At 55.3% G+C, this 24,901-nt stretch carries 19 protein-coding genes; 7 read left to right on the plus strand and 12 right to left on the minus strand.

Features of this window, described 5'->3' with window-relative positions:
* Position 1 precedes the first annotated feature (1 nt).
* Complete coding sequence (locus GCE01_RS02145; RefSeq protein WP_099210626.1) at positions 2-1,180, minus strand: glycosyltransferase; 1,179 nt, start codon at positions 1,178-1,180, stop codon at positions 2-4.
* Positions 1,181-1,333: 153 nt separating this feature from the next.
* Between GCE01_RS02145 and GCE01_RS02150 the strand changes: the two genes are divergently transcribed.
* The gene (locus GCE01_RS02150) at positions 1,334-1,534 is read left to right on the plus strand and encodes an entericidin A/B family lipoprotein (RefSeq protein ID WP_046899903.1); all 201 of its coding nucleotides are present in this window, start codon (positions 1,334-1,336) and stop codon (positions 1,532-1,534) included.
* A gap of 63 nt (positions 1,535-1,597) precedes the next feature.
* Here the strand turns inward: GCE01_RS02150 and ade are convergent, their stop codons facing one another.
* The gene (gene ade, locus GCE01_RS02155; protein WP_099210628.1) at positions 1,598-3,295 is read right to left on the minus strand and encodes an adenine deaminase; all 1,698 of its coding nucleotides are present in this window, start codon (positions 3,293-3,295) and stop codon (positions 1,598-1,600) included.
* Between the two features lie 207 nt (positions 3,296-3,502).
* On the opposite strand from ade, the gene GCE01_RS02160 reads away from it, so the two are divergent.
* The 6 genes from GCE01_RS02160 (at position 3,503) to GCE01_RS02185 (ending at position 14,107) form a co-directional block, all read left to right on the plus strand.
* Positions 3,503-6,061, plus strand: a complete 2,559-nt coding sequence (locus GCE01_RS02160) for a TonB-dependent receptor (RefSeq protein WP_099210630.1) — start codon at positions 3,503-3,505, stop codon at positions 6,059-6,061.
* Positions 6,062-6,143: 82 nt separating this feature from the next.
* A complete protein-coding gene (locus GCE01_RS02165; RefSeq protein WP_086634423.1) occupies positions 6,144-7,367 on the plus strand; it encodes a TIGR03862 family flavoprotein in 1,224 nt (407 codons plus the stop codon).
* 4 nt (positions 7,368-7,371) lie between these two features.
* Positions 7,372-8,817, plus strand: coding sequence for an ATP-binding protein (locus GCE01_RS02170; RefSeq protein ID WP_099210632.1), 1,446 nt, complete (start codon positions 7,372-7,374; stop codon positions 8,815-8,817).
* 99 nt (positions 8,818-8,916) lie between these two features.
* Positions 8,917-11,280: a TonB-dependent receptor gene (locus GCE01_RS02175; protein WP_099210634.1), complete on the plus strand. Its 2,364-nt coding sequence runs from the start codon at positions 8,917-8,919 to the stop codon at positions 11,278-11,280.
* 10 nt (positions 11,281-11,290) lie between these two features.
* The gene (locus GCE01_RS02180) at positions 11,291-12,403 is read left to right on the plus strand and encodes a glycerophosphodiester phosphodiesterase (RefSeq protein WP_099210636.1); all 1,113 of its coding nucleotides are present in this window, start codon (positions 11,291-11,293) and stop codon (positions 12,401-12,403) included.
* A gap of 216 nt (positions 12,404-12,619) precedes the next feature.
* Entirely contained in the window at positions 12,620-14,107 is a 1,488-nt protein-coding gene (locus GCE01_RS02185; protein WP_099210638.1) for a glycosyltransferase family 2 protein, read from the plus strand.
* Between the two features lie 409 nt (positions 14,108-14,516).
* Here GCE01_RS02185 and GCE01_RS02195 read toward each other — a convergent pair whose 3' ends face one another.
* The 10 genes from GCE01_RS02195 to GCE01_RS02240 all read right to left on the minus strand — a co-directional run bounded on the left by GCE01_RS02195 (position 14,517) and on the right by GCE01_RS02240 (position 24,898).
* Positions 14,517-15,044 (minus strand): type 1 glutamine amidotransferase domain-containing protein, encoded by a 528-nt coding sequence (locus GCE01_RS02195; protein WP_099210642.1) that lies wholly within the window; start codon positions 15,042-15,044, stop codon positions 14,517-14,519.
* 56 nt (positions 15,045-15,100) lie between these two features.
* The gene (gene aldA, locus GCE01_RS02200; RefSeq protein ID WP_099210644.1) at positions 15,101-16,543 is read right to left on the minus strand and encodes an aldehyde dehydrogenase; all 1,443 of its coding nucleotides are present in this window, start codon (positions 16,541-16,543) and stop codon (positions 15,101-15,103) included.
* A gap of 143 nt (positions 16,544-16,686) precedes the next feature.
* Positions 16,687-17,553, minus strand: a complete 867-nt coding sequence (locus GCE01_RS02205; protein WP_099210646.1) for a LysR family transcriptional regulator — start codon at positions 17,551-17,553, stop codon at positions 16,687-16,689.
* 75 nt (positions 17,554-17,628) lie between these two features.
* The gene (locus GCE01_RS02210; protein ID WP_099210648.1) at positions 17,629-18,108 is read right to left on the minus strand and encodes a YaiI/YqxD family protein; all 480 of its coding nucleotides are present in this window, start codon (positions 18,106-18,108) and stop codon (positions 17,629-17,631) included.
* Complete coding sequence (locus tag GCE01_RS02215) at positions 18,092-18,670, minus strand: gluconokinase (protein WP_046899915.1); 579 nt, start codon at positions 18,668-18,670, stop codon at positions 18,092-18,094. Before GCE01_RS02215 ends, GCE01_RS02210 begins: the two co-directional genes overlap by 17 nt.
* Positions 18,658-19,350, minus strand: coding sequence for a ribose-5-phosphate isomerase RpiA (gene rpiA / locus GCE01_RS02220; protein ID WP_046899916.1), 693 nt, complete (start codon positions 19,348-19,350; stop codon positions 18,658-18,660). The genes GCE01_RS02215 and rpiA overlap by 13 nt, the downstream gene beginning before the upstream one ends.
* The gene (pgl, locus tag GCE01_RS02225; protein WP_099210650.1) at positions 19,347-20,087 is read right to left on the minus strand and encodes a 6-phosphogluconolactonase; all 741 of its coding nucleotides are present in this window, start codon (positions 20,085-20,087) and stop codon (positions 19,347-19,349) included. The genes rpiA and pgl overlap by 4 nt, the downstream gene beginning before the upstream one ends.
* Complete coding sequence (locus GCE01_RS02230) at positions 20,084-20,944, minus strand: Cof-type HAD-IIB family hydrolase (protein ID WP_099210652.1); 861 nt, start codon at positions 20,942-20,944, stop codon at positions 20,084-20,086. The genes pgl and GCE01_RS02230 overlap by 4 nt, the downstream gene beginning before the upstream one ends.
* A gap of 82 nt (positions 20,945-21,026) precedes the next feature.
* Complete coding sequence (gene gnd, locus GCE01_RS02235) at positions 21,027-22,025, minus strand: phosphogluconate dehydrogenase (NAD(+)-dependent, decarboxylating) (protein WP_046899919.1); 999 nt, start codon at positions 22,023-22,025, stop codon at positions 21,027-21,029.
* A 2-nt stretch (positions 22,026-22,027) separates the two neighbouring features.
* Complete coding sequence (locus GCE01_RS02240; protein WP_099210654.1) at positions 22,028-24,898, minus strand: bifunctional transaldolase/phosoglucose isomerase; 2,871 nt, start codon at positions 24,896-24,898, stop codon at positions 22,028-22,030.
* Positions 24,899-24,901: the final 3 nt, after the last annotated feature.

Raw genomic sequence — 24,901 nt, forward strand, 5'->3', positions numbered from 1 at the left:
GTCAGCGGCCTGCAGCATCAAGACGCAGTAACTGAGCCAACGCCGCATCAAGCTTCTCGGGCGTATGATTCTGCAATATCAGATCACGCCCGTGACGAACGACCATCTCCCATCGAGAGGCCTGTGTGTAGAGCGCCACAATGGCATCCACCACATCCTGCGGAAGATCAGCAACAACCAGCTCTTTGAGCTGCGGCGTGAAGTCGAAACCTTCAGCGGCAACGGATGTCATGACACAGGGTACGCCATGAGACAGGCTGCTTAGAACCTTTCCTTTCGTCCCAGCTCCATACCGAAGCGGCGCGACAGTTATCCTTAAACTGTTCAACACGGCCCCCAAATCTGGCACGTGCCCTAGCACAATCAGCCGCGCGTCTTTCTCCGCCCATTCTGTCAGCCAGTCCGGCGCACCCGCCCCCACGATCAGAAATCTGCAATCCGGCATGCGGACAGCCAGATCCGGCCAGACATGCTCTAGAAAATAACGCACCGCATCTTCATTCGGCCGATGCCCGAAATTGCCGATGAAACCAATATCGCGGCGCGCGTCCCAGCCCTCTCCCTCCGCAGATGGCCGGGGGAAAGCCAGATGAACAACCAGCGCTTCTGGCAATTCCTGACGTAAAAGATTTTTCTCATAACTGGACACCACCAGTGTTGCATCCGCACGACGCATAATGGCGAATTCATTATCCCGCGTGACCTCAACGGCTTTAAGCGCGGTATGATCTCCCTCCAGACGCGCAGCCCGTTCTTCTCGCAGAAAATGCAGATCACACGCGTAGAAAATCATGCGGGCGGATGGAAACGCCGCACGAAGCCGATCGTAAGCTGCGCCCCCACAGCTCACGCGGCATGGGATGCAGGTATCAAGACTCGGCCCGATTTGTTGAAGAGCCTCTTCGATCCCCTTCCATCCGGGTGAAGCCACATCATCACCGGGCGTCAGGCAGGTCACTCCAAAGGCGCGATATTCTTCCCTCGCGTTCCTATCCCGCTGCTCTCTGGGAAGGAAATACTCCCCCAGCGCAAGGAAGCTGACCTTACATCCCTGACGCAGCAGCGAGTGGATCAGCGCGTCCAGATCCATCGAACCGGAATCATGGAGGGGCCGCGGAAAATTACAGTCCACAATCAGAACTGACTTTCCAGGCGAACGCTCCGGGTTACGACGAAACACTCTGAACGTCGCTGTGGCCCAATGAAATTTCTCTAACAATTTTCAGGCCTTTTTCCGTTCCTGCCCACGCAGGTCAGTACTTAAAAACGCAACTTTTTGACACGACAGGCTTTTACCCCTGAACAAACACACAGAACATAAGGACATGCCCGCATGACCAAGACCCGTAAATCCACGTTCGCTCGCCTGATGCTGGTCTCTGCCCTGCTTACAGGTACGGCAGTGTCTCTGTCCGCCTGCAACACGACGCGTGGCGCAGGCCAGGATGTCAGTGCTGTTGGCCATGCAACGTCTCATGCTGCAACCAGTGCACAGCAGGGCATTGCCAATGCAACGGGTGCCTCCACCCACTGATCAGCCTTCGTCAGGCCTGATGAAAAAGACCCGCCCTCTCACAGGGGCGGGTCTTTTTGCGTTTCAGACCAGTTCCATCGTTCTGACGTCAATCATTCCAAGATCCGTAATCTTGAGATGCGGGATAACAGGCAGAGGCAGGAAAGCCAGTTGTAAAAATGGCTCTTCCAGAGAAACGCCCATCTCTTTCGCAGCTTTCCGCAATACGATCAGTTCGTCGCGGACCTGTTCGAACGTTGCATCACTCATGAGGCCCGCCACCGGCAGCTTCAGTTCTGCCAGCACCTTGCCATCCTGAACGGCAACAAATCCGCCACCCGTCGCCTCCAACCGGTTCACAGCAGTCGCCATATCCGCGTCATTGGTGCCCACAACGCAGATATTATGGCTGTCATGGCCGACAGACGATGCCAGTGCTCCGTGCTTCAGTCCGAACCCTTTCACAAACCCCCTGCCGATATTGTCATTATGTCCATGTCGCGCCACCACACAGACCTTGGCCACATCGTTCGGAACATCCGGCAGGGCCTGCCCGTTCTCTTCCGGCAATGTCAGCCGCAGATATTCCGTAATAATCTGCCCAGGAATGAGCCCCATCACAGGGCGGTCTGTTCCGCTGCCCTGAATTTCCATATCCGACGCAGAAACCACACCTGGCAACTTCACGCTGCCCAGCCCCACGGGTGGAATAATCTCCCTTGCAGCAAACAGGGCATCCGTGACCAGACGCCCGGCAGAAATGACGTCTGACACCAGACAGGCCTCAAGATCATCCAGAAGCACAACATCTGCCCGCTTGCCTGGAGCAATCTGCCCGCGGTCCCTCAGACCAAAGGCATTGGCAGCCGAAAGTGACGCTGCACGATACGCAGCCAGCGGCTCAACCCCCAGTTCGATTGCCCGGCGGATCAAAAAGTCCAGATGCCCTTCATGCGCGATTTCAAGCGGATTACGGTCGTCTGTGCAAAAGGCAAAGAAGGGCGACGTTGCAACATTCAACAGCGGAACCAGAGCTTCCAGATCCTTGCAGACGGAGCCTTCCCGGATCAGCACGGTCATGCCCTTTCGGACTTTTTCCAGCGCTTCTTCCGCGGCGGTTGCTTCATGGTCCGTCGAAATGCCCGCAGCCAGATAGCCATTCAGGGCCTTGCCGCGCATCAGCGGCGCATGACCATCAATATGACCGCCAGCAAATGCGGCCAGCTTGTCCAGGCAACCTGGATCACCGTTCAGAACACCCGGGATATTCATGAATTCTGCCAGCCCGATCACCTTGGGATGGTCCCGGTAGGCCACCAGATCAGTTGCATCCAGTGTGGCCCCGGATGTTTCCATAGGGGTTGCGGGAACGCAGCTCGACAGATTGACCCGCAGATCCATGACGGTCCGCTCAGCCGCTGCCAGGAAATAATCGAAGGCTGACCGCCCAAGGACGTTGGCCATCTCATGGGGGTCACAGATAGCGGTCGTCACGCCATGCGGCAAAACGCACCGATCAAACTCGAAAGGCGTGACCAGAGAGGACTCAACATGAAGATGGGTATCAATGAAACCGGGAACAGCGACCCGCCCGCGTCCGTCGATCTCCTTCCTGCCTTCGTATGTCCCGTACGTTCCAACGATCCGGTCACCGCAGATCGCAATATCAGTCGGGACCAGTTCGCCTGTCACGAGATCCAGAAGACGGACGTTGCGGATCACCAGATCTGCTGGTTCCCGTCCCTGCCCCTGAGCCACCCGGCGCTGGATTGCGTTCTGCATGCCTGAAACCTCCGAATGTCAGCAATGACCACTTATAGCGCGCAGATGCCCCGGCACTCAAAGCAAGCTTTCGGGCCACTTTTTGTTGCGAAAATATCACGATTATTTATGTCATAATGTTTCATATGCCAAACTGTTGATGATTGTGACAAAGCGTGGTTTTCCCCTTCTCGCTTATTTCACTATCCGAGAAAGACCATCTTCCTGATGCGCCTTGCACGCCTGCTTTCAACGTCTGCACTCATTGCCTTAGGGGTTGCTCCTGCACTGGCAGCCCCCGCCGCGTCGTCCCCTGATCATAAGTCAAATCGCCATCAGGCAGCCGCAGCGGCACCATCAATGATGGGTAATACCGCGCCAACAGATGAAGTGCATGAAGAGCACGTGTCCGTCAGCGGTCGTCGCAAGTATTTTGATGGCGTTACACGCCGTGACGTTGGTGGCGGCCTGATGCAGAAGCAGGACGCAGCAAAATCGGTTTCCAGCGTGTCTCGCGATTTCATTGAAAAGCAGGCCCCGGGTCAGGACCCGATGCAGCTCATTTCCCTGCTTCCAGGCGCCAACGTGTCGTCTTCCGACCCTGCAGGCCTGACAGGAAGCCACATGAGCTCCCGTGGCCTCGATCAGACGCAGATGGGCTTTACCCTTGAAGGCTTCCCGATCAACGACGTCGGCTCTTTCCAGACATATTCCCAAGAAATCGTGGATTCAGAAAACCTTCAGAAGGTTAATCTCGCTCAGGGTTCCGCGGATCTGGACAGCCCACATCTGAGCGCCACGGGCGGCGTGGTCGACATGTACATGATCGATCCGAAGATGAAGGCTGGCGGCGCATTCGACGTGTCCTACGGGTCTTATGATTATACCCGCGGCTTCCTGCGCCTCGACACCGGCAAGATCGGCCACACGAACCTGCGCGCCTATTTTTCCGGTTCCTATGCGACGGAAGATGCCGTCCACAGTGAAGCAACAAACCGGAAGCTGCACGCCGAAGGCAAGATCGTGAATGACTGGGGCGACGGCAACCGCGTCTCTCTCGCAATCGTTGGCAATCGCCTCTACAACTACCTGAACCGCTCCGTGAACATGGCGTCGTGGGACGAATACGGTCTGGGCGTGAAGGACAAATACGTCACGTCCTGCTCGGCTGGTGCAACCTGCACGCGCCCAAATGGCAGCACATTCAAGAACACCACCACGTCCACGATCTCCAACACCGTCTATAATGGCGTGTACAAAGATCCAACCGGCCAGACCACGAAGAGCGATGCGGACTATTACAAGTTCCATCAGAACCCGTTCACCAACATTTATGTCAGTGCACCGTCCACCTTCAAGCTGACCGATCACCTGACACTGACGGAAACGCCTTACTTCTGGTACGGCAGCGGCAGTGGCGGCGGGGCATACACGGTTCCCACTAGCTATGGTGCGACAACAATGGGCGGAACGCTTGAAGGGCAGTCCGTTGCCAAGGGCAGCCTGCTCTATGAACCGTCCATCACCACAACCTACCGTCCCGGTGCCGTCACGAAGCTGACGCTGACCACAGGGGTCAACCGCCTCATGGTTGGTTACTGGTTCGAATATTCCAAGCAGATCCAGAGCGGCCCCGCCACGGGCATTGGTGCAGACGGAACGCCCTGGAGCGTTTGGGGACAGGCTGCAAACTACGTCTTTGATAACGGGCAGACCTATCAGTACCGCTCGAACCTCACGCAGACCCGCGTGCACACGATGTTCATCGGTGACAGTCTGTCTCTGCTGAACAACAAGCTCACGATCGAGGGCGGCCTGAAATACGCCATCGTCACCCGTGATGCGCAGAATATGCTGCCAAACACATCCACTGGCCCGTACATCAACAAGACGTACTATGAGCCGCTGCCGACGGCGTCGATCCGCTATCAGATCAACCCGGAAAACCAGATCTTCATCTCCGGTGCGACCAACTTCCGGATGCCAACGAACTACGCGCTTTTCGATGCCGGCACGTATTACAATGTGAAGGCTCCCAACCAGGCCAGCAGCGGTTACGCCACACGCGGCACCTCCAACCTCAACCCGGAAATTTCCATCTCGGAAGAAGCGGGCTGGCGTTACACCGGGTCAACCGTCATGGGATCGATCACGTACTTCCATTATAATTTCACCAACCGGTTCTTCTCGCAGAGCCAGTGCACCGATGACGCCTGCTCAAACTACTACAGCAACAACATCAATGCGGGCGGCCAGAGCACAAACGGTGTGGACGCAGAAATCGGCACACGTCCGATTTTCTATCATCTGCGCCCGTATGTATCCTTTGAGTATGTTGATGCCCGCACGACCAGCAACCTGCGCGGCGGCAGCGGAAGCTCCGTGGATTACCTGCACACCAAGGGCAAGTTCGCGCCTGAAACACCAAAATATCAGGTTGGCTTCAATCTGGATTACGATGACGGAAATCTCTTCGGCGCCTACAGCCTGAAATACGTGGCCAAGCAGTATTCAACGTTCATGAACGACGAGGCACTGCCGTCTTACGTGCGTATGAACCTGACCGTCGGTTATCGCTTCCACAATGTTGGCTTCATGCAGAGCCCCAACGTCAAGCTCAACATCTCCAACATTGCCGACAAGCACTATCTGGGCTTCCCGCTCAGCGTGCAGACGAATGCAACAACCATGAAGGGCATTTTCGGCAATACGGTAAAGGGCACAGCCCCGACCTACGCCATTGCAGCACCTTTCGCCGCAACGGGCTCCATCAGCGCCGGTTTCTGATGCCCTCCTGAGGCTGACCCTCGTCGGCCTCAGAAGCACGTAGAACCTGACAAACCATCCGGCTCATGGCAATCAGACAGCCATGAGCCCTTTCTCCACGCCTCCAGTTGTTGCCATCGTTGGCGCAGGTCCCGCCGGCCTGTTCGCCGCTGAATATCTTTCTGGTCATGGATGTCACGTCGAAATCTTTGAGCAGATGCCCAGCGTGGGGCGGAAACTGCTCATGGCAGGCCGAAGTGGCCTTAACCTGACCCACTCTGAGCCACTCGACCTTTTCATAACACGCTATGGACCAGCTCAGGACTGGCTGACCCCAGCCGTGCTGAACTTCCCGCCAGATGCCCTACGCCGCTGGGCTGAAAGCCTTGGGCAAGAGTGCTTTAGTGGAAGCTCGGGGCGAGTTTTCCCCAAAAGCATGAAAGCGTCTCCCCTCCTTCGCGCATGGCTCAATCGACTTGCAGAACAAGGTGTTCAGATCCGGACACGCCATCGCTTCACAGGATGGGAGGCTTCACGACTGACCTTTGAAAGCCCTTCAGGTCCTGTCACCTTTGCTGCGGACGCCACGCTCATGGCCACAGGCGGAGCAAGCTGGTCTCGCCTGGGGTCAGACGGGCGGTGGGCCAGTCTGTTCCCTGCGGAAACATCCCCTTTCAAACCGTCAAACTGCGGCTTCATGCCCAACTGGCCCGATGACGTCCTGCAACGCCATGACGGGGAAGTGCTCCATTCCGTCGGACTGTCGTTTCAGGGAACGGAAACCCGTGGAGACCTCACCATTACGCCGCGCGGACTGGAAGGCTCTGCCCTTTATGCCCTCTCGGCCTCTCTCCGTGATGCCATCACCTCTACGGGCACCGCCACCCTGTCACTGGATCTGCGCCCCCCCCTTTCTGAAGACGCCATTCTCAAACGCCTTCAGAACCAGCGACCGAGAGAGAGCCAGTCCAACCGCCTCCGCAAAGCTCTGTCTCTCGATAGTGCCTCCCGAGAATTTCTGCGACAGGCAACGCCAAAACAAGCGACACCCCTCCAACTGGCCCGGGCCATTAAAGCCCTCCCCATCGTCCTGACCGGGACAGACACCCTCGACCGCGCCATTTCGACGGCAGGGGGATTACGTCAGGACGCATTGGACGAAAAATTCATGGTGAAGGCTCATCCCGGGGTGTTTGCAGCTGGCGAAATGCTGGATTGGGAAGCCCCAACCGGGGGTTATCTTCTGCAGGGATGTTTTTCCACCGGTCTTGCCGCAGCAAAAGGCGTCCTTGGGTGGCTAGAATCGTCAGTTTCGGGTATCCGCTGACGCCATGACATCCATCGTTCTCGGACAGGGCCGCGACGGCTCAGACACCTGCATTGATTTGCCGGAACTGCTGGCCACGCGCCTATTGGTTCAGGGTAACTCCGGCTCGGGCAAATCCCACCTTCTGCGCCGCCTGCTGGAACAGACAGCAACTCTCGTTCAACAGGTCATGATCGACCCGGAAGGCGACTTCGTCACCCTGGCAGACCGCTATGGCCATCTGGTCATTGACGTTGAAGACCAGTCTGAAGCCAGTTTGCGCGCAGCCGGTGAACGTGTCAGGGCGCATCGTGCATCTGTCGTGCTGAATCTTGAACAGGTGGAAGCGGAAATGCAGCTGCGTGCAGCCGGTGCATTTCTGAACGGCATGTTCGAAGCACCCCGCGCCAACTGGTATCCGGCTCTGGTTGTGGTGGACGAAGCCCAGCTTTTCGCACCCGTTGCGGGCGGGGACACATCCGATGAAGCCCGTCGCCTCTCACTCGGGGCCATGACGAACCTCATGTGTCGTGGGCGCAAACGTGGTCTGGCCGGTGTCATCGCAACTCAGCGTCTGGCCAAACTGGCCAAGAACGTCGCGGCAGAGGCCTCGAACTTCCTGATGGGCCGGACCTTCCTCGACATCGACATGGCCCGTGCCGCAGATCTTCTGGGCATGGAGCGTCGGGCCGCGGAATCGTTCCGTGATCTTGCCCGTGGGCAGTTCATGGCGCTCGGCCCTGCTCTGTCCCGTCGTCCGAAGCTGCTGACAATCGGCCCCGTAGAAACAGCCAGCCACAACACGGGGCCAGTGCTTGTTCCCTTGCAGCCCATGGATGCCGAGGACCTGCGAGACATTATTCTCGAGCCCGTTCACGAATTTTCGCCCCGCCCCCGCCGCGAAACGCGACCCCCTCCGCCGGATCTTCTCGCACAGCTTGATGCCTATGGCGCGACCCGCGAAGCGGCTGAAGAACCCACCACAGCAGCCGAAACGACCGAGATTGATCCAGCCCATATCTGGGACATGGTTTCTGGCGTGGCATCCGAGGAGGGCGCGGATTACAAGCCGCTTGCCACCCTCTATCAGGACTTCCAGCTCCGGGCGCGCATTCAGGGGCTATCACGAAATATCCTCGATCTCGGTCGTTTCCAGCGCATTCTTGCAACCATCCGCGCGGGTCTGGACCGGGAACGTGCAGAAAGTGAAGAGTGGCAGAAAGCCGAAGCCATAGCCGCGTCTCTGCCGGAAGACGTTCAGGGCGTCTTTTTGTTGCTGGCGCGCACGGCACTCGATTCGGAAACCTGCCCGGATGACAGCGCTCTTGCCCGCGCCTACGGCACGCACTCCCTGGGACGGGCCCGCCGCCAGCTGACCTATCTTGAGGAAAGAGAAGTCATAGTATTGCAGGAGACCCCGTTCGGACGGCGCGTCGCGATCGTGGGCCTAGGCTGGCAAACGGCGTCATAAAACTGTCACGCCGCCTTCACACTAGGTTCACACAACCATCACGATATTGAGACTAGTTTCCGCCCGTTCCGACTCCGCTTCGTTACGGGAAAGCTATCCATGTCATCCAAATCCCAGCGCAACCGCGCGCTGCTCTTTCTTTTCTGCTCTCCGCTGGCAGTGAGCATGGCACTGCCTTCAGCCAAAGCTGCCACCGCGTCGACAAACAGCAAGAAACACACCGCAGCGCACAAGGCCGCAGCCGTTTCCGGCGGATCGGAACAGCTGGTTATTACCGCAAAGCGCACCCGTTCCGAGCAGACACTTGGCCGCGTTCAGATCCAGCGCATCATGCCGGGCATCAACCCCATCAAGGCGCTTCAGATCCTGCCAGGTGTTGTGTTCAACAATGCTGATCCCTGGGGCAACAACGAACAGAACTCATCACTGTATGTGCATGGTTTTGCCAAAGAGCAGCTCGGTTATACGCTTGATGGAATTCCCCTCGGCGATCAGGCCTACGGTAACTACAACGGTCTTTCACCGCAGCGCGCATCCATCAGCGAAAACATCGGCTCTGCGTCCATTGCCACCGGTGCAGGCGGTCTGGGCACGGCATCCACGTCCAATCTCGGCGGTACACTCGAATTTACGACGCAGGATCCACTGCGCAAGCGCGGTGCTCAGATCGAACAGGTCTTTGGCAGCTGGTCCACATTCCGCACCTTCGCGCGTCTCGACACGGGTGAGTTCGGAAATGGCAATTCGGCTTATGTCTCATTCGCTCGTCAGGATGCACGCGCGTGGGACTTCGCCGGTCATCAGGGCGGCTATCAGGTCAATGCCAAGTTCGTTCACCACAGCGCCCATGATCACTTCTCAGCTTTCTTCGACTGGTCCCAAAAGGTTGAACCGAACGAAGACAGCGTAACCCTGCCGCAGGGCTACGGCACTTATGTCCGTCCGTTCATGTACCCAGACTTCAACTATGCAAAAGCCAACAGTAACGCCGTCGGCCTGAATTACCGCAATTACTATTCCGCAGCCCAGCGCGAGGATTTCCTCGCCTATTCCAAATGGACGCATGATTTCAGTGCCAACCTGCACTGGGACAACTCGATTTATTATCATCACGATCTGGGAGAAGGTGTCGTCGCCGGCCCCATTTCTGCCGCAGGCCTGCCGACATTGTTCGCAGCGTATTTTCCGGGCCAAGACCTCAACACCGTTTTCGGCGGCTCCGGCTATGCGACCCGTACAACCGAATACTGGGACAACCGCGGCGGCCTGATCTCCACGTTGCGGTATCACCTCGGCAAGCATTCCATCGAAGTTGGTGGGTGGTATGAGCGCAACAACAATACGCAGGCTCGTCGCTGGTACCCGCTGGATGCCAACAACCCGACCACACCATACGAGCGCCAGCAGAACGCCCTGATCGACCAGTATACAAACAACTTCTACACCAACACGTTCGTCACCCATCTGCAGGACAACTGGCAGGTTTCCAAGAACTTCTCCCTGACGGCTGGTTTCAAGTCTGAGCTGGTTTACACGAACGGCACACTGCCTGTTGCGGCAAAGGCGGGCTCGCTTTCTCCGTCCTACGCTGTCACAGCTCCGGGTGGTACGATCGCTGCGGAACGTCCGTTCCTGCCATCCTTCGGTGCGGTCTGGAACATCACGCCGAATGAACAGTGGTTCGCCACCATTCAGGAAAACATGCGCTCCTTCCAGGACGCGGGCTATGGCAACGCCACACCTTGGGGCGCAACCAGTCAGGCTGCGTTCGAAGACTTCAAGAAGAACGGCAAACCCGAAACATCATGGACGTACGAGACCGGTCTGCGTGAGCATCGCCAGATCCATCTTGGCCCGCTGACGTCTATCGAAGGGCAGCTGTCATACTATCACGTGCACTTCTCGAACCGCCTTCTGGCTGTTGCCACCACGCAGACGCTGTCTTCCATCATCGGGTCTGCCACAACGCTTGCCAACGTCGGTTCCGTCACGACCGATGGTATGGACTTCTCCTTCACGTCCCATTTCGGCGAGCATTTCTCGCTCTACAACGGGCTGTCCTATAACAAGTCCACCTACAACGATAACTACAGCACCGGCACGACAGTCGTGCATACGGCTGGCAAGAATGTTGTGGGTATGCCTGCCTGGTCTGAGAAGTTCGTCTTCAGCACCAACTGGGGCAATGCTTATGGCCAGTTCATCGGTGTCGTCACCGGCAAGCGTTATGCAACCTACACCAACGACATGTACGCCGCCCCGTTTGCTCAGTTTGACATGAACGCCGGCTACACGTTCCATGGCATCCCACACATCGCAGCCCTGCGTGTCCAGGGTAACATCACCAACCTGACCAACACACACGCCTGGTCCACCATCAACGCGACCCAGACTTCTGGTCAGTTCAGTGCCTTCCCGGTTGCCCCGCGCAGCTTCTTCCTGACACTGAACGCCACGCTGTAAGGACTGATCCATGCTGACGCGCCGCCGCACTCTGGGGCTGCTTTCCGCCGCCCTCCCTGCCCTTCACCTGAGCCGCTCCGCAAAGGCGGCTCCCTCCCTGGCTCCAAAGCCACTGGTGTTCGCCCACCGTGGCGCGTCGGCTCTTCGTCCTGAACACACACTCGGTGCTTATGCCAAGGCAATGCTGGACGGTGCTGATTTCATCGAGCCCGATCTAGTCATGACAAAAGACGGCCATCTGGTCGTCCGTCATGAAAGCAACATCGCCGATACGACGGATGTTTCCGATCATCCGGAATTTGCCGACCGCAAAAAGACCGTCACCATCGACGGCCAGAAGCAGACCGGCTGGTTCACCACGGATTTCACGCTTGCGGAACTGAAAACACTCCGCGCCCGTGAGCGTCTGGCCACCCTTCGTGTCCATAACACCCGCTACAACGACCGCTTTGAAATCCCGACGTTTGAGGAGGTCATCGAAGTTGTGGCTGCCCAGGCGGCTGCCACCGGCAAGACCTTTGGCCTCATCCCGGAACTCAAGCATTCAACGCATTTTCACAGCCTCGGTCATGATCCGGAAGCGATCTTCCTCAAGACCATCGCGGCACACGAATATACGCGTCAGGCCCCGCTCGAAATCCAGTCTTTCGAAACGTCCAACCTTGCCCGTATCCGGGAGCAGGCACTGGCCATCAATCCCCAGACACGGCTGATGCTTCTGATGGGTGAACGCAAACAGGTTCCGCCTGATCTTGCCGCAGCAGGAAAAACAACAACCTTCGGCAACCTGATGACACCGAGCGGCCTCAAGGATGTCCGCCATTATGCTGACGTCATCGGCCCATCGAACACGGACCTGATCCCCCGTGATTCTAAAGGCGCCTGGCTCGAACCCAGCACACTGGTGGATGACGCGCACCGTGCAGGTCTGCTCGTTCATTCCTACACAGCACGCCCGGAAAACTACTTTCTTCCTGCTCAGCTTCGAAATGACGCAGGCCCAGCGGCTCGCAACCCCCAAGGTATGATCGCAGAGGTCCGCCGCTACCTGGATATGGGGATCGACGGGTTCTTCACAGATGACCCAGCCCTGGGACGCCATCTCGTGGACACAAATTTCTAAATAGAACCCACATGTTACTCAGAAACGTATAAATCAATCTATGTGGAGAGGAGATTTCATCTTCTTGAAATTAAGGTAACAGGCCCTCAGTAAAATGCAAAAATAGACTTCTGCATCCTATTTTTCTAATAAAATTTTCCGCTTGGCTTTAAATTTTCTCCATGATTTAAATACAAAAAACGCTTCTGATCTGGTATTTTAAAAACGGAGAGTACAATGAAAATTGCGGTTGTTTTATTTATAAAAGATGAAGTAGAAGAAATATATTCTTGGATATCATGGTACAAACTCATTGGTGTCGACACAATAATAGTTGCCGATGATAATTCCAATGACGGAACATTTGAGGCGCTCTCCGATATTTCCAACAGTTTTGACGTTAGAGTTACCAGATTACCTCCATCAGAAACTCCTCACTCATGGAGACAAAAAGAAGTTTATATTTCTGCTATAAATAACTTCAAAGATGAATTTGAATGGATCGGATTCTTAGACTGTGATGAATATCTTCTTTTAGAAAAACATCAGAACCTAAAAGACTTCCTTGGCGAATTCAGACCCACTGTGGGTCAAATTTGCTTTAATTGGTGCAATTACGGAAGCTCTGATAATATCACAAAGCCTGCATGGCCAAGTACTTTTTCTTACAGGCATCACCTCTCTAAAGAAGAGTTCATCAACAAACATACAAAATCTTTCATACGACCAAAATACTGGTCCGGAGAATGGCAAACAGTTCATTCTTTCAAAATGAAAAATGACATAGAAACCGTAAGCTCTTCAGGAAAAAAATTTACCTGGTCAGATACAGTCGGAATCATGGAAGATGAACCAGACTGGACCAATGGAAAGGTTATGCACTTCCAATGCAGAAGCATGGAGCACTTTGTAGAGAGATTTAAAAAGAGAACAAATATAAACCCCTCTACCCATCTATGGCTTGAATACAATAAGGGACATGAATACGATGATAAGGGGAGTAAAAATGTTTTAAAATTACGCGAAACAATGGGATACTTTTTTGAAAATACCATCCAAAGAGTTGCCAATGAAATTGGCGTATTTGGAAAACAATACAAATATATTTCAATGGAAAAATTTGAATCGGATCTTTTTCAAAGCATTAACATACTCCCACACGTTAATTTGTTTAAGCTGAAAACATTTCATGATAAATATTGCGGCGTTGATTCCCGCGGGCTGACCGTTGCCAATGATGGCAATTTACAAGAAATATATGGTATAAAATTTACGGATAAAAATAAAATTTTTATTTTTTCTAAAAATTTAAATCGATTTTCTATTCTGCATGATCGCAGATTACGCCGGTTTTTTTCTTATGAAATTTTCCCAACAGGAAAAGAAAACCAGTTCTTTTTAAGACATCCTAACACAAAACATTTTTTAACTTCCGAGCCAGTTCATATAGGCGGAACTATAATTTCCGACAGAAAAAAAACAGGAGATTGGGAAAAATTTCATATAGAAAAGGTTAATGTTACTGAAGAAACACTTAAGGAACGCTTACAGCATATTTCCATGTTTGTTTGTAATTTTCCAAATAGGTTAATTACCACGAGGAATGAAGAGATAACAAAAAAAGATTTATCATGCGTAACAGAAATAGTTTTTGACTTGCTAGATAAAGATGGAAAAGATTTCGTTCGTGCAAAACTAAAGGATAGCAGCTCCTATATAATATAGTAATTAATTCGGAATGTAGAATAAGATGCTTTCAAAATATTCTTGAAAGCATCTATCATCCATTTTTATATATTCCATATTATCTTACATCATTCCAATCGAAGCATCAGACGACTGCAAGCAGAGCCCGTTTTCCTTGGAACTTCCTAGTCAACGTATGGATGAGCGACTGCAAAACCTTGCTCACCAGACAGGGTGTTTCGTAGAGGTGGATCCGGCGCTTCTAGGCACCATGAAAGCGCCAGCCGTCTCAGGTGTCTTGACGCCCCGACAGGCATTCAGTCGATCCCTAAAAGGGAGCGGCCTACGCTATCGGTTTGTGAAAGATCATTGGAAAATTACATCTCCAAGCCAGACGACCGACCATCCAATTCATGACTCGTTCGTCCAGCCTTGGTGATGCGATGTATCACCCCACCTTGAAATGCTTGATAATCGCCTTGTTGAAAGCAGGCAGATCGTCGGGGCATCGTGAGAAAACATAAGGGCCGTCTGTCACAACTTCTGTGTCCACCCAGCTTGCTCCCGCATTTTCAAGATCGGTCTTGATTGCAGGCCATGATGTAACGGTACGGCCTCGTAGCTCGTTTACTTCGATCAAGACCTGCGCTCCGTGACAGATCGCAGCGATCGGCTTGTTGGCCTTCACAAACTCCTTCACGAACGCCACGACATCCCGGTTCATGCGGAGGCTATCAGGAGAGGCAAGCCCTCCCGGCAGCAAAAGAGCATCAAAATCGGAAGCTTTCGCATCCGCAATACCCAGCTCTGCTTTAATTTTGCGAGACGGATAAATGTCCTTGTTGACCGCCTGGAATTCCCTAGCTTTCAACGAGATTACAGTAACAGTAGCGCCCGCTTTCTCCAGCGCCTCTTGTGGCGATGTCAGCTCGATTTCTTCCAGGCCATCAGTGGCCAGTGCAGCAACTTTAACCATGTTTCCGGTCCTTTCATAAAAAAGGGCAGTCCGGTTTCGGACTGCCCTTTTCAACATCAAGCGTTGAGATAAATCGTCTTGGTCTGCACATAGGCTTCCAGCCCGTGCTGTCCGTCTTCCCCCCCAAGGCCACTTTCTTTGTAGCCATGGTGGAAACCTTGCGGCGCTTCACCGCCGGGACGGTTCACGTAGACCTCCCCGAACTCCAGTTCGCGCGTCATACGCAGGATACGACTCAGATCCTTCGTGAAGAGGTAGGCTGACAGCCCATACCGGCAGTCATTGGCCCAGGCGAGCGCCTGATCAAAATCCGCCACCTTGATAAGCGACATGACAGGGCCAAACACCTCGTTATGAACAATGTCCATATCCTGTGAGACGTCCGTCAGCAGTGTGGGCGCGTAAAAATAGCCCTTATCGTAGACACCGCCCGTTAAGCGTTTCCCACCGGTTTCCAGCGTAGCACCTTGGCGAACAGCCTTTTGGACAATCTCGTGAACCTTGGTGAGTTCGTCTTCGCTAACCTTGGGGCCCATGTCCGTTGAAGGGTCAGTCGGCAGACCAACCTTCAGTGCGTCGATCTTCTGGCGAACCTTCTGCACAAAGTCGTCATAAACTGCTTCATGGATGTAAGTGCGTTCATTGCATGTACAGACCTGCCCCGTGTTCATGAAGCGAGATTGCACGGCCGCTTCCGCAGCCTTCTCCAGATCAGCATCTTCCATCACCAGGAAAGGAGCCTTGCCACCAAGTTCCAGTCGAACTTCCTTCAGCGTCTCCGCTGCGGCGGCCATGATCTTTTTCCCGGCAGGCGTTGAGCCGGTCATGGTGATGAGCTTCACATCCGGATGCGCGACCAGCGGAACCCCGACTTCCGGGCCATCACCCGTAACGATATTAACGACACCTTTGGGAATGCCCGCTTCCTCAACCAGCTTTGCCAGATGAAGCGACGCAAGCGGCGTCAGTTCGTGAGGCTTTACAACGATTGTATTGCCCGCAGCGATGGCCGGCCCAATCTTGCGAGCACAAAGAGCCAGCGGAAAATTCCAAGCCGTAATGGCTCCAATCACGCCAAGAGGCACACGATCAATCAGAATTTTCTCGTCCGGGGTACTCCCAGGAATGATTTCCCCCTGAAGGCGCAACGTGTTTTCAGCCGAAAACCGCAGTAGCCCGATTGCGAAATCAACTTCGACTTCAGCTTCTTTCAGGGGCTTACCCATTTCGGACGTAATGATCTGGGCCAGAACCGTCTTGTCCCGCTTCACCAGATCTTTCAGCGCATGGACATAATCAGCGCGCTCCGTCGCTGTCTTTCGGCTCCAGGCCGGAAATGCCGCCTTGGCTGCGGCTACTGCCTTATCCAGATCGGCTTCACCACCCCGAGCCGCCTGGCCGACCGTTTCTTTCGTGGCAGGATTTTCGACAGCAATCCATTCTCCCGTCTGCGGGGAAACCCATTCACCGTTAATGAAGAGATCGTATTTCTGAGCCATGAGTGCTCCTGTTTTGCAGGAAGCGCATCCTGCGCCGCTTTATTCCAGACGCATGAGACCGCTGCCGGTTCAATCGATGGCCCGACACTGGCAAGAGATATGTTTTATTAAAAGTGATGATAAATCAGTGTTTCGTTCACTATTTATGAGTCTTTAGAGATTGAACCCAGACTATCCATGAACAGCCGGGCCAACACGCTCACTCGCGGCTCCCGCCAGACCGAATAGATATCACTGCCCTGAAGATCGGTGGGGTACTGCACAGCGATACTTGTCTTACGGACAGACCCCAGAGTTGAGAGAACACTCTGAGGAATACACGAAATACCCAACCCCGCCTCTACGCAGGCCAAAATGACGTCATAAGACTCAACGGTATGGATAAGGCCGCCGCCAAAGCCCTTCTGCTCCAGCCAAGCCTCAAAATACCGGCGATACAAACAGTCTGTATTGAACAGAAAGACTGTCTGGCCTGACTGAAGTGTCTTCTGTCCTTCGGGCAAAATAAGTGCCAGACGCTCGCGAAAGGCAAATGCACTGCCCATCATGGGATGCTCGATTGGCCCATCCGTCAGAGCAAGATCAATCTCGCCATCAACCAGCATACGCTCAAGTGTATCTGTCGGCCGGATCAGAATTCTGATTTCCACACCCGGTGCCGCCGCCAGAAACTGCGGCACTCGACTGGGTAAATATTCCTTCAGTGCGACGTCCAAGGCCCCGACAGTCAGTATTCCGCGAGGCACACCTTCAGAAAAGAGATCTGTCAGGTGCCGTGCCTCTTCCACGACGGTTTTGGCCTGTTGGTGAAACAATCGTCCTTCCGGCGTCAGAAAGAGACGGTTCTTTTCCCTCGTAAACAACTCCCGCCCCAGAAGCTGCTCCAGTTCCCGCAAGCGCGCTGTCACGTTGGATGCCACACAGTTCAGTTTCCGTGACGCTGCGACCACCGTTCCTGTCTCGACGACAGCACAGAACATTTCCAGCTGTGCAAGACGCAACGGATTCATGGGCGATTTTTCCTCAGCAGCGGACTCTTATCCCCAGATTCATGGAACATCTCCGGGGACGTCCCTGTGGATGTTTTATGAAGAACTGGGGATCACTCTGGAAAGGGCAGCTTTCCTGCGGAGTCGCACGATGAGCGTATCGAGAGCGGAAAGAAACCGGCTTCGATCTGCTTTTCCAAAGGATGGATTGTACGTATTCATCACCCCGGTTTCGCGCAGGTCATGCATCAGATCCCGCATGGCCGAGACCATTCCCACGGACCGATCATCGATTTCTTCGCCATTAGGGCGCAAAACGGCCGCCCCCTTTTCCAGACACCGCACGGCCAATGGCACGTCGTTCGTAACCACGATGTCTGCTGTGACAGCCTGCTCTGCAATCCAGTCATCCGCAACGTCTGGCCCTTCCGGCACGACCACACGCTCAATCAGTGGCGACTGGGGGATATTGATCCAGCGATTGGCAACAACCAGCGTCTGGAGGCCATAACGGCCTGCCACACGGTAAATCTCGTCCTTTACAGGGCAGGCATCTGCATCAACCAACAGCCGCATGGAGTTCCTTCTGGTTTTCTTCATCACGAAACTGCTGGATCAGTTTCTCCAGCACAACATCGGGGTGATCTTCACCACAGACATGAATAACCGGCTCGTCGTCACCCGGCTCTTCAAATGTGGAAAGCTGGCTCGGCAGCAGACTTGGCGGCATGAAATGACCTTTTCGATGGGTCATACGATCAGCCAGAGTGTCACGAGCAACACGGATATGAATAAATTCAACGGGAAGATCGCGGCGTAGCTGTTCGCGATAAATGCGCTTCAAGGCGGAGCAGGTCAGGACAGCACCGTGACCCGCTTTTACTTCCCTGCTCAGCCAGTCATGACAGAGTTCCAGCCAAGGCTTGCGGTCTTCGTCCGTCAGCGGCTGACCTGAGCTCATTTTGTCAACGTTACTTTGGGGATGGAGCGCATCCCCTTCCTGAAAATGCCACCCCAGACGGGTGGCAAGGCCGGTGGCGATTGTTGTTTTGCCTGTCCCGGAAACACCCATCACGACCAGAAAACGCGGCCGGACACCTATGGCCTTACTGACGTGCGCAGTCTCTATGGTTCCCATCGCTCCACTCCCTGTTCTGTCGCAACCAGAACTTCAGACGCCATGTTCAGGAACATGCCGTGTTCCACCACGCCCACGATCGCGTCTATTTGGCGCGCCAGATCTTCCGGGTCCTCGATCGGGCCGAACGTGCAGTCCAGGATCATGTTGCCATTGTCACTGACGAACAGGTTCCCATCACGGTCGGTCCGGGGCTTAACGCCCTTGGCACCGCAGGCTGACAACCGTTCTGCCGTGCATTCCCAACCAAAAGGAATCACTTCCACGGGAACAGGAGCACGCTCCCCAAGGTGATCAACTGGCTTGCTGCCATCCACAATCACCACAAATATCTTCGAAGCCTGAGCTACGATCTTTTCACGCAGCAGCGCCCCGCCAAGGCCCTTGATGAGGTGCAACGGCCCCCGCTGAACCTCATCCGCGCCATCAATGGCGATATCAAGCTGACGATGAGCGGAAAAATCCGTCAGCGGAATCCCCGCTTTTTTGGCCTTGCGGGCACTGTCTTCGGATGTCGGAATCCCGACAATGTGAAGGCCTTCTGCCACCCGCTCACCGAGCCGCTCGATCATGTAGGTGGCGGTGCTTCCCGTGCCGAGTCCAACCACCATGCCACTCTTGACCATATCGGCAGCACGACGAGCGGCAGTGCGCTTGTGCGCCTCCATATCCGAACTCATGCGGCGTCTCCCGTTGCGGCACGATCTGCCAGAATGACGATACGGCCTTCACTGGTCACATTTGCAGACGGCAGAGTTTTGTCGCCCTCACGAAGACGCTGGAGCATTTCAACCTTGGATGCCCCGGTCACCAGAAAGACGACCAGCGCGCTGGACTGGATGGCAGGATACGTCAGCGTAATGCGCTCGTAGGGTGCGGTCTTCGGCGCTGCAGTTCCCACCCATGCCGTCTTTTCCTGAAGCACAGGCTCGCCCGGAAACAGGGAGGCCGTATGTCCATCAGTTCCCAGACCAAGCATCACGAGATCAAACAGCGGACGAGCGGGATCCAGCTCCGTCGCGCCGTATGCAGTCTCAAGAGTTTTCTGATAGGCGCGCGCATCCGCCTCGACCGTCCCACCCGTCGGGATCGGATGCACGTTCTCGGCAGGAACCGGAACACGGCTGATCAGAACAGACTGGCCAACCGTATGGTTGCTGTCCGCATGCCCTTCGGGAACATGGCGCTCATCCCCGTAGAAAATCTCAATACGATCCCACGGAATGCGCTTTGCCAGCTCTGGCTCGGCCAGCAGTTCGAACAGTCGCTTGGGTGTCGAACCGCCAGACAGAGCCACACGGAACTTGCCGTCCGTCTTGGCAAAAACACCTTCCACCAGAAGATCCGCCATTCGAAGGGCAACTGCTTCTGAGCTTGGCAGTGTTTCCAGTGTGGCAGTACGGATATCGGTCGTCATGTGTTTTTGACCCTTGGCAGAATGTAGCGCTCAATGGCTTTGGCCCAGCCATCACGCTCATTGGTGTCAGTAAGAACCTGGGCAGCGGCTCTCACATCGTCTTCAGCCTGCCCCATGGCAATGCCCAGCCCCGCGACGGCAAACATCGGCAGGTCGTTATGAGCATCACCCAAACAGGCCACTTCATGCGGCTTTACACCGTGAGCGAGAGCCAGCTCACGGACGGCTTCGCCCTTGTTGGCGAGCGCAGGCGTAATATCGAGCAGCATTTCGGAGGAACGGCGCACACTGGCTTCACCACGAAGCATAACAGCCAGTTCCGTCTCGACACGCTGAAGAAGATCGTAGTTGTTGCTCACACCCATGACCTTACCGATCCCGTCAAACTCATGACGCAGATCCGGCACGGCATGAGGCGTCAGCCCGGTAATACGGCGCTCATGCTCGACAAACGGCGTCGCGGCGTCACTGACCATCCAGTAAGACTGACGCAACAGCCACGTTTCAATCCCATGGACATGCAGCATGTCATGCACCACGGAGAGCACATCACGCGACAGGACGCGGCTCACTGTTGGTGTTCCGTCCGGCGAGAAGATAATGCCGCCGTTGAAACCCGCGTTCTGACCGCTCAAGCCGAGTTGTGAAATGTATTTTGTCATCGCAGCCGGGGGCCGCGCGCTTGCCAGACAGAGCGGAATACCGCGCTTCTGGAGCTCCTTTGCCATCGCCATCGTAGAGGGAGCGATTGTCTTTTCCGGTGTCAGGAGCGTTCCATCCATGTCGGACACAACCATCCGGATCGTATCCGGAAGCGCTGGAAGTTCCGCGTGAATGGTATCTAGGTCAATGGACATACAAGCCCCTGTCGGTCGGCCATATTGAATGGGGGAGTGAGCATACTGTGCTCACTCCCCCTTGCCCATCCGTCAGAGGGGCTTATTTCTGCTCGACGTGACCGCCAAAGCCGAAACGCTGCGCCGAGAGAATCTTCTCGGCGAAGTTATTGCCCGACCGCGAACGGAAACGGGTAAACAGCGCCGCCGTCATCACTGGCGCCGGCACATTTTCTTCAATGGCGGCTTCGATCGTCCAGCGACCTTCACCAGAGTCAGCAACTTCACCCGAGAACTCGGACAGTTCGCCTGACTTCGCGAGCGCTTCCGCCGTCAGATCCAGCAGCCAGGACGACACGACACTGCCGCGACGCCAGACTTCGGCAATATCCGCCATGTTCAGGTCGAAGCGTTCACCTTCGGCCAGAACGGGCGAGTTCTTGCTCTTCATGATGTCAAAACCTTCAGCGAAGGCCTGCATCATGCCGTACTCGATACCGTTATGGATCATCTTCACAAAGTGGCCCGAACCGGACGGACCACAGTGCAGATAACCCTGCTCGGCACGCGGATCGAGATTGGTCGCATCCCGGTTCGGCGTGACAGGAACATCGCCCTTTCCAGGAGCCAGAGCCGCCAGAATTGGATCGATATAATCCGCAGCCTCTTTCGGCCCGCCATACATCATGCAGTAGCCACGTTCGAGGCCCCACACACCGCCGGACGTGCCAACGTCAACGTAGGAAATCCCCTTCGCTGCCAGCTCTTCCGCACGACGGACGTCATCCTTGTAGTAGCTGTTGCCACCATCAATGATGACATCTCCCTTGCCGAGAAGCGTGCCGAGCTGCTTCACGCAGGCTTCGGTAATCGCACCAGCCGGAAGCATGACCCAGACGACACGATGCGTGTCACCTTCAAGACCCTTCACAAGCGCCTCGACGCTGTCCACGCCTGTGGCGCGACCCTTTTCGGATCGCTCCACAGTCGCTGCCGTCACGGCAGCCGTGCGGTCATGCACAACAACATCATGTCCATGCCGGGTCAGACGGACGGCAATATTGCCGCCCATACGACCCAGACCAATGATACCGATCCGCATGTTTATGCTCCTGCCACCGCTTTATGGATTGCCGTGGCAAGGGTCTTCAGGCCCTCTTCCAACGGTCCATCGATATGCACCCGGAGGGCACGACGCCCACGGGCCGAGAGAACTTCGAAGTCACCACGTGCCTGTGCCGCTTTAACGACACCGAAGCTGAAACCATGCCCCGGAACCGGGACATCAGCAGCATCAGCCGCAGTTACCTGAAGGAAAACACCACTGTCGGGGCCACCCTTGTACGCCTGGCCCGTCGAGTGCAGGAACCGCGGACCGAACTCGGCTGCCGTGGCAACCTTCAGCACGTCGCGCAATTCCATCCGAACGTCCTGCGCCCAGTCCCGTGTTTCACGGTTGCGCTCGATATAGGCCAGAAGGCCAACATAATCGCCCGCACCAACACGGCTGAAGTGCTTCTTGAGAACGGAAACAGCGTCTCCTCCCCCAAGAACACCCGCATTCTTTTCATCTGCGTAGAAAGACAGCTTTCCGTCGATCGCGAACGGCTCTTCTGCTGGCAAGGAGCCAGTTTCAGCATAGGCGTTCGTCAGCTTGCGGGTTTCAACCTTGCTGAACTCGACATCCGGCTGATCAAACGGGTCAATGCCCAGAACCGCACCTGCGACAGCAGTTGCAAATTCAAAGACAAAGAAGGCCTGCCCGATCTCGTTTTTGTCTGCCAGACGCACGGTAATCACCGGAGCTCCAGCTTCACGCAGTGCCCCAAGACGACTGTCCGGAACATCGTCGCCCAGCAGGATGTCCACGAAAACGCGGTCCTTGCCGTAGACGTCGGGCGTGCCGAGCACTTCCTCGTCAATCGGGATCAGACCTGTGCCCTTCTTACCTGTGCTTTCCGCAATAAGCTGCTCAAGCCAGGCCCCGAAGGACGCAATGCCCTTGGACGCAAGGATTGTCACCTTGTCACGACCGAAGCACTTGGCGGAATGACCAAGGATCAGACCCAGCGTCACACCCGGGTTAACGTGTGCCGGTGCGCTTGGACCACAGCTCTCGACCATCAGATTGGTGATGGTCAGGAACTTGCGAACATCAAGACCGCTGACTGCGGCTGGCACCAGTCCAAAGTTTGACAGGACAGAGAACCGGCCACCAATCTTCGGATCACCGTAGAAAATACGCCAGAAGCCGTTCTCTTCGGCGACCTTCTGCATGTGGGAGTCAGGGTCCGTGATGGCGATGAAGTTATCGCCCGGAGCCTTGCCCAGAGCCTGACCGGCAACCGTCCAGAAATGCGCGAACAGAATGTTCGGCTCCAGCGTACCGCCAGACTTGCTGGCCACGATGAACAGGGTCTTCTTGAGATCAACGGCCTTCTCGTAAGCACGAACCTGCTGCGGGTCAGTGCTGTCAAGAACATGCAGCTTCGGCCAACCTTCCTGCTGACCGAAAGTTTCGGCCAGAACCTCTGGGCCAAGGCTCGAACCGCCCATACCCAGAAGCAGGATGTCAGAGAAACCACGACTGCGGACATCACGAGCCAGAAGTTCCAGCTCCTCAATGTGCCACAGACGATCCTGAACGATGGTCAGCCAGTTCAGCCAACCGGCTTCAGCACCATTCGTCCAGACAGAGGTGTCCTTCGCCCAAATGCGACGGACCAGACCTTCCTTGCTCCACGCCGTCTCGGATTCAGCAACATCGTCGCGGATATCCGAGGGAAGGTCAGCTGTGACGTGGAGCAACCGTTTTCCCAGCACAGACTCCCGCTTTTCAGCGACCGCACCGAGAAGAGTGTCGAAGGATTCAGAGAAGGAGGCACAGCCATCCTTCACCAGCTTCGCCGTGACACCGGCCAGATCCAGACCAAGGCGCTCGGCCTCAGCAAGAACGTGACGGGCTTCTTCAATGTTTTCCGTCAGGCTCTCACGGAGCTTGCCGTGATCGCGGAACGCATCGAACGTTGCTGGCGGAATGGTGTTGACCGTCTCAGGACCAATCAGCTCTTCGACGTACAGGACGTCAGAGTAAGCCTTGTCCTTCGTGCCGGTGCTGGCCCAGAGCAGACGCTGCGGATTTGCACCCTTGGCAGCAAGTGCCTGCCAGCGCGGGCTCTTCTTGACGTCAAGGTAATACTGATAGGCGGCCTTGGCGTTTGCGATGGCAACCTTGCCACGCAGAGCCTTGAGCGCTTCCGCATCCTTGTCACCAGCAGCGACGCGGCGATCGATTTCGCCATCGATCTTTGCGTCAATACGGCTGACGAAGAAGGAAGCAACGCTGGAGATGTGGGAAATGTCTTCCCCACGGGCTGCGCGGGCTTCAAGACCGGAAATGTAAGCTTCCAGAACGGCCTTGTAGGCATCCAGAGAGAACAGCAGCGTCACGTTGATGTTGATGCCGTCTGCAATCGCTTCGCGGATCGCACCCGTGCCTTCTTCCGTACCCGGAATCTTGACCATCAGGTTCTTGCGACCGACAGCCTTCCACAGGCGACGGGCTTCCGTGATGGTACCGTGCGCGTCAAAGGCCAGATACGGAGAAACTTCGAGGCTGACGTACCCGTCCAGACCCTTTGTCTTTTCAAACACCGGATAAAGGACACCGCAGGCAGCGCGGATGTCATCAATCGCGAGGTGTTCGTAAAGGTCTCCAGCAGAGAGACCTTCGCCTTCGAGAAGCTTGCGGATCTGGGGATCGTATTCCGTCCCCTTACCGATGGCCTTCTCGAAAATGGCCGGGTTGGAGGTGACCCCACGAAGCCCGTCTTCCTCGACAAGCTTCTTGAGGCTGCCATCTTCCGTAAAACTGCGCTGAATAAAGTCCAGCCAGGGGGACTGGCCGTGCTTTTCCAGATCCCGCAGGACACTGCCCACTTTGTCTAGGCCGGTGTTAGAGATTGTGTCCGCCACAGG

The organism is Gluconobacter cerinus (genome assembly GCF_002723935.1).
Lineage (GTDB): Bacteria > Pseudomonadota > Alphaproteobacteria > Acetobacterales > Acetobacteraceae > Gluconobacter > Gluconobacter cerinus.

Coding starts and splice junctions, on each gene's coding strand:
- aldA (WP_099210644.1), bottom strand. CDS start 16,543: ATGGCTCAGAAATACGATCTCTTCATTAACGGTGAATGGGTTTCCCCG.
- ade (WP_099210628.1), bottom strand. CDS start 3,295: ATGCAGAACGCAATCCAGCGCCGGGTGGCTCAGGGGCAGGGACGGGAA.
- GCE01_RS02185 (WP_099210638.1), top strand. CDS start 12,620: ATGAAAATTGCGGTTGTTTTATTTATAAAAGATGAAGTAGAAGAAATA.
- GCE01_RS02180 (WP_099210636.1), top strand. CDS start 11,291: ATGCTGACGCGCCGCCGCACTCTGGGGCTGCTTTCCGCCGCCCTCCCT.
- gnd (WP_046899919.1), bottom strand. CDS start 22,025: ATGCGGATCGGTATCATTGGTCTGGGTCGTATGGGCGGCAATATTGCC.
- GCE01_RS02175 (WP_099210634.1), top strand. CDS start 8,917: ATGTCATCCAAATCCCAGCGCAACCGCGCGCTGCTCTTTCTTTTCTGC.
- GCE01_RS02230 (WP_099210652.1), bottom strand. CDS start 20,944: ATGTCCATTGACCTAGATACCATTCACGCGGAACTTCCAGCGCTTCCG.
- pgl (WP_099210650.1), bottom strand. CDS start 20,087: ATGACGACCGATATCCGTACTGCCACACTGGAAACACTGCCAAGCTCA.
- GCE01_RS02165 (WP_086634423.1), top strand. CDS start 6,144: ATGAGCCCTTTCTCCACGCCTCCAGTTGTTGCCATCGTTGGCGCAGGT.
- GCE01_RS02160 (WP_099210630.1), top strand. CDS start 3,503: ATGCGCCTTGCACGCCTGCTTTCAACGTCTGCACTCATTGCCTTAGGG.
- GCE01_RS02205 (WP_099210646.1), bottom strand. CDS start 17,553: ATGAATCCGTTGCGTCTTGCACAGCTGGAAATGTTCTGTGCTGTCGTC.
- GCE01_RS02210 (WP_099210648.1), bottom strand. CDS start 18,108: ATGCGGCTGTTGGTTGATGCAGATGCCTGCCCTGTAAAGGACGAGATT.
- GCE01_RS02195 (WP_099210642.1), bottom strand. CDS start 15,044: ATGGTTAAAGTTGCTGCACTGGCCACTGATGGCCTGGAAGAAATCGAG.
- GCE01_RS02170 (WP_099210632.1), top strand. CDS start 7,372: ATGACATCCATCGTTCTCGGACAGGGCCGCGACGGCTCAGACACCTGC.
- GCE01_RS02215 (WP_046899915.1), bottom strand. CDS start 18,670: ATGGGAACCATAGAGACTGCGCACGTCAGTAAGGCCATAGGTGTCCGG.
- GCE01_RS02150 (WP_046899903.1), top strand. CDS start 1,334: ATGACCAAGACCCGTAAATCCACGTTCGCTCGCCTGATGCTGGTCTCT.
- rpiA (WP_046899916.1), bottom strand. CDS start 19,350: ATGAGTTCGGATATGGAGGCGCACAAGCGCACTGCCGCTCGTCGTGCT.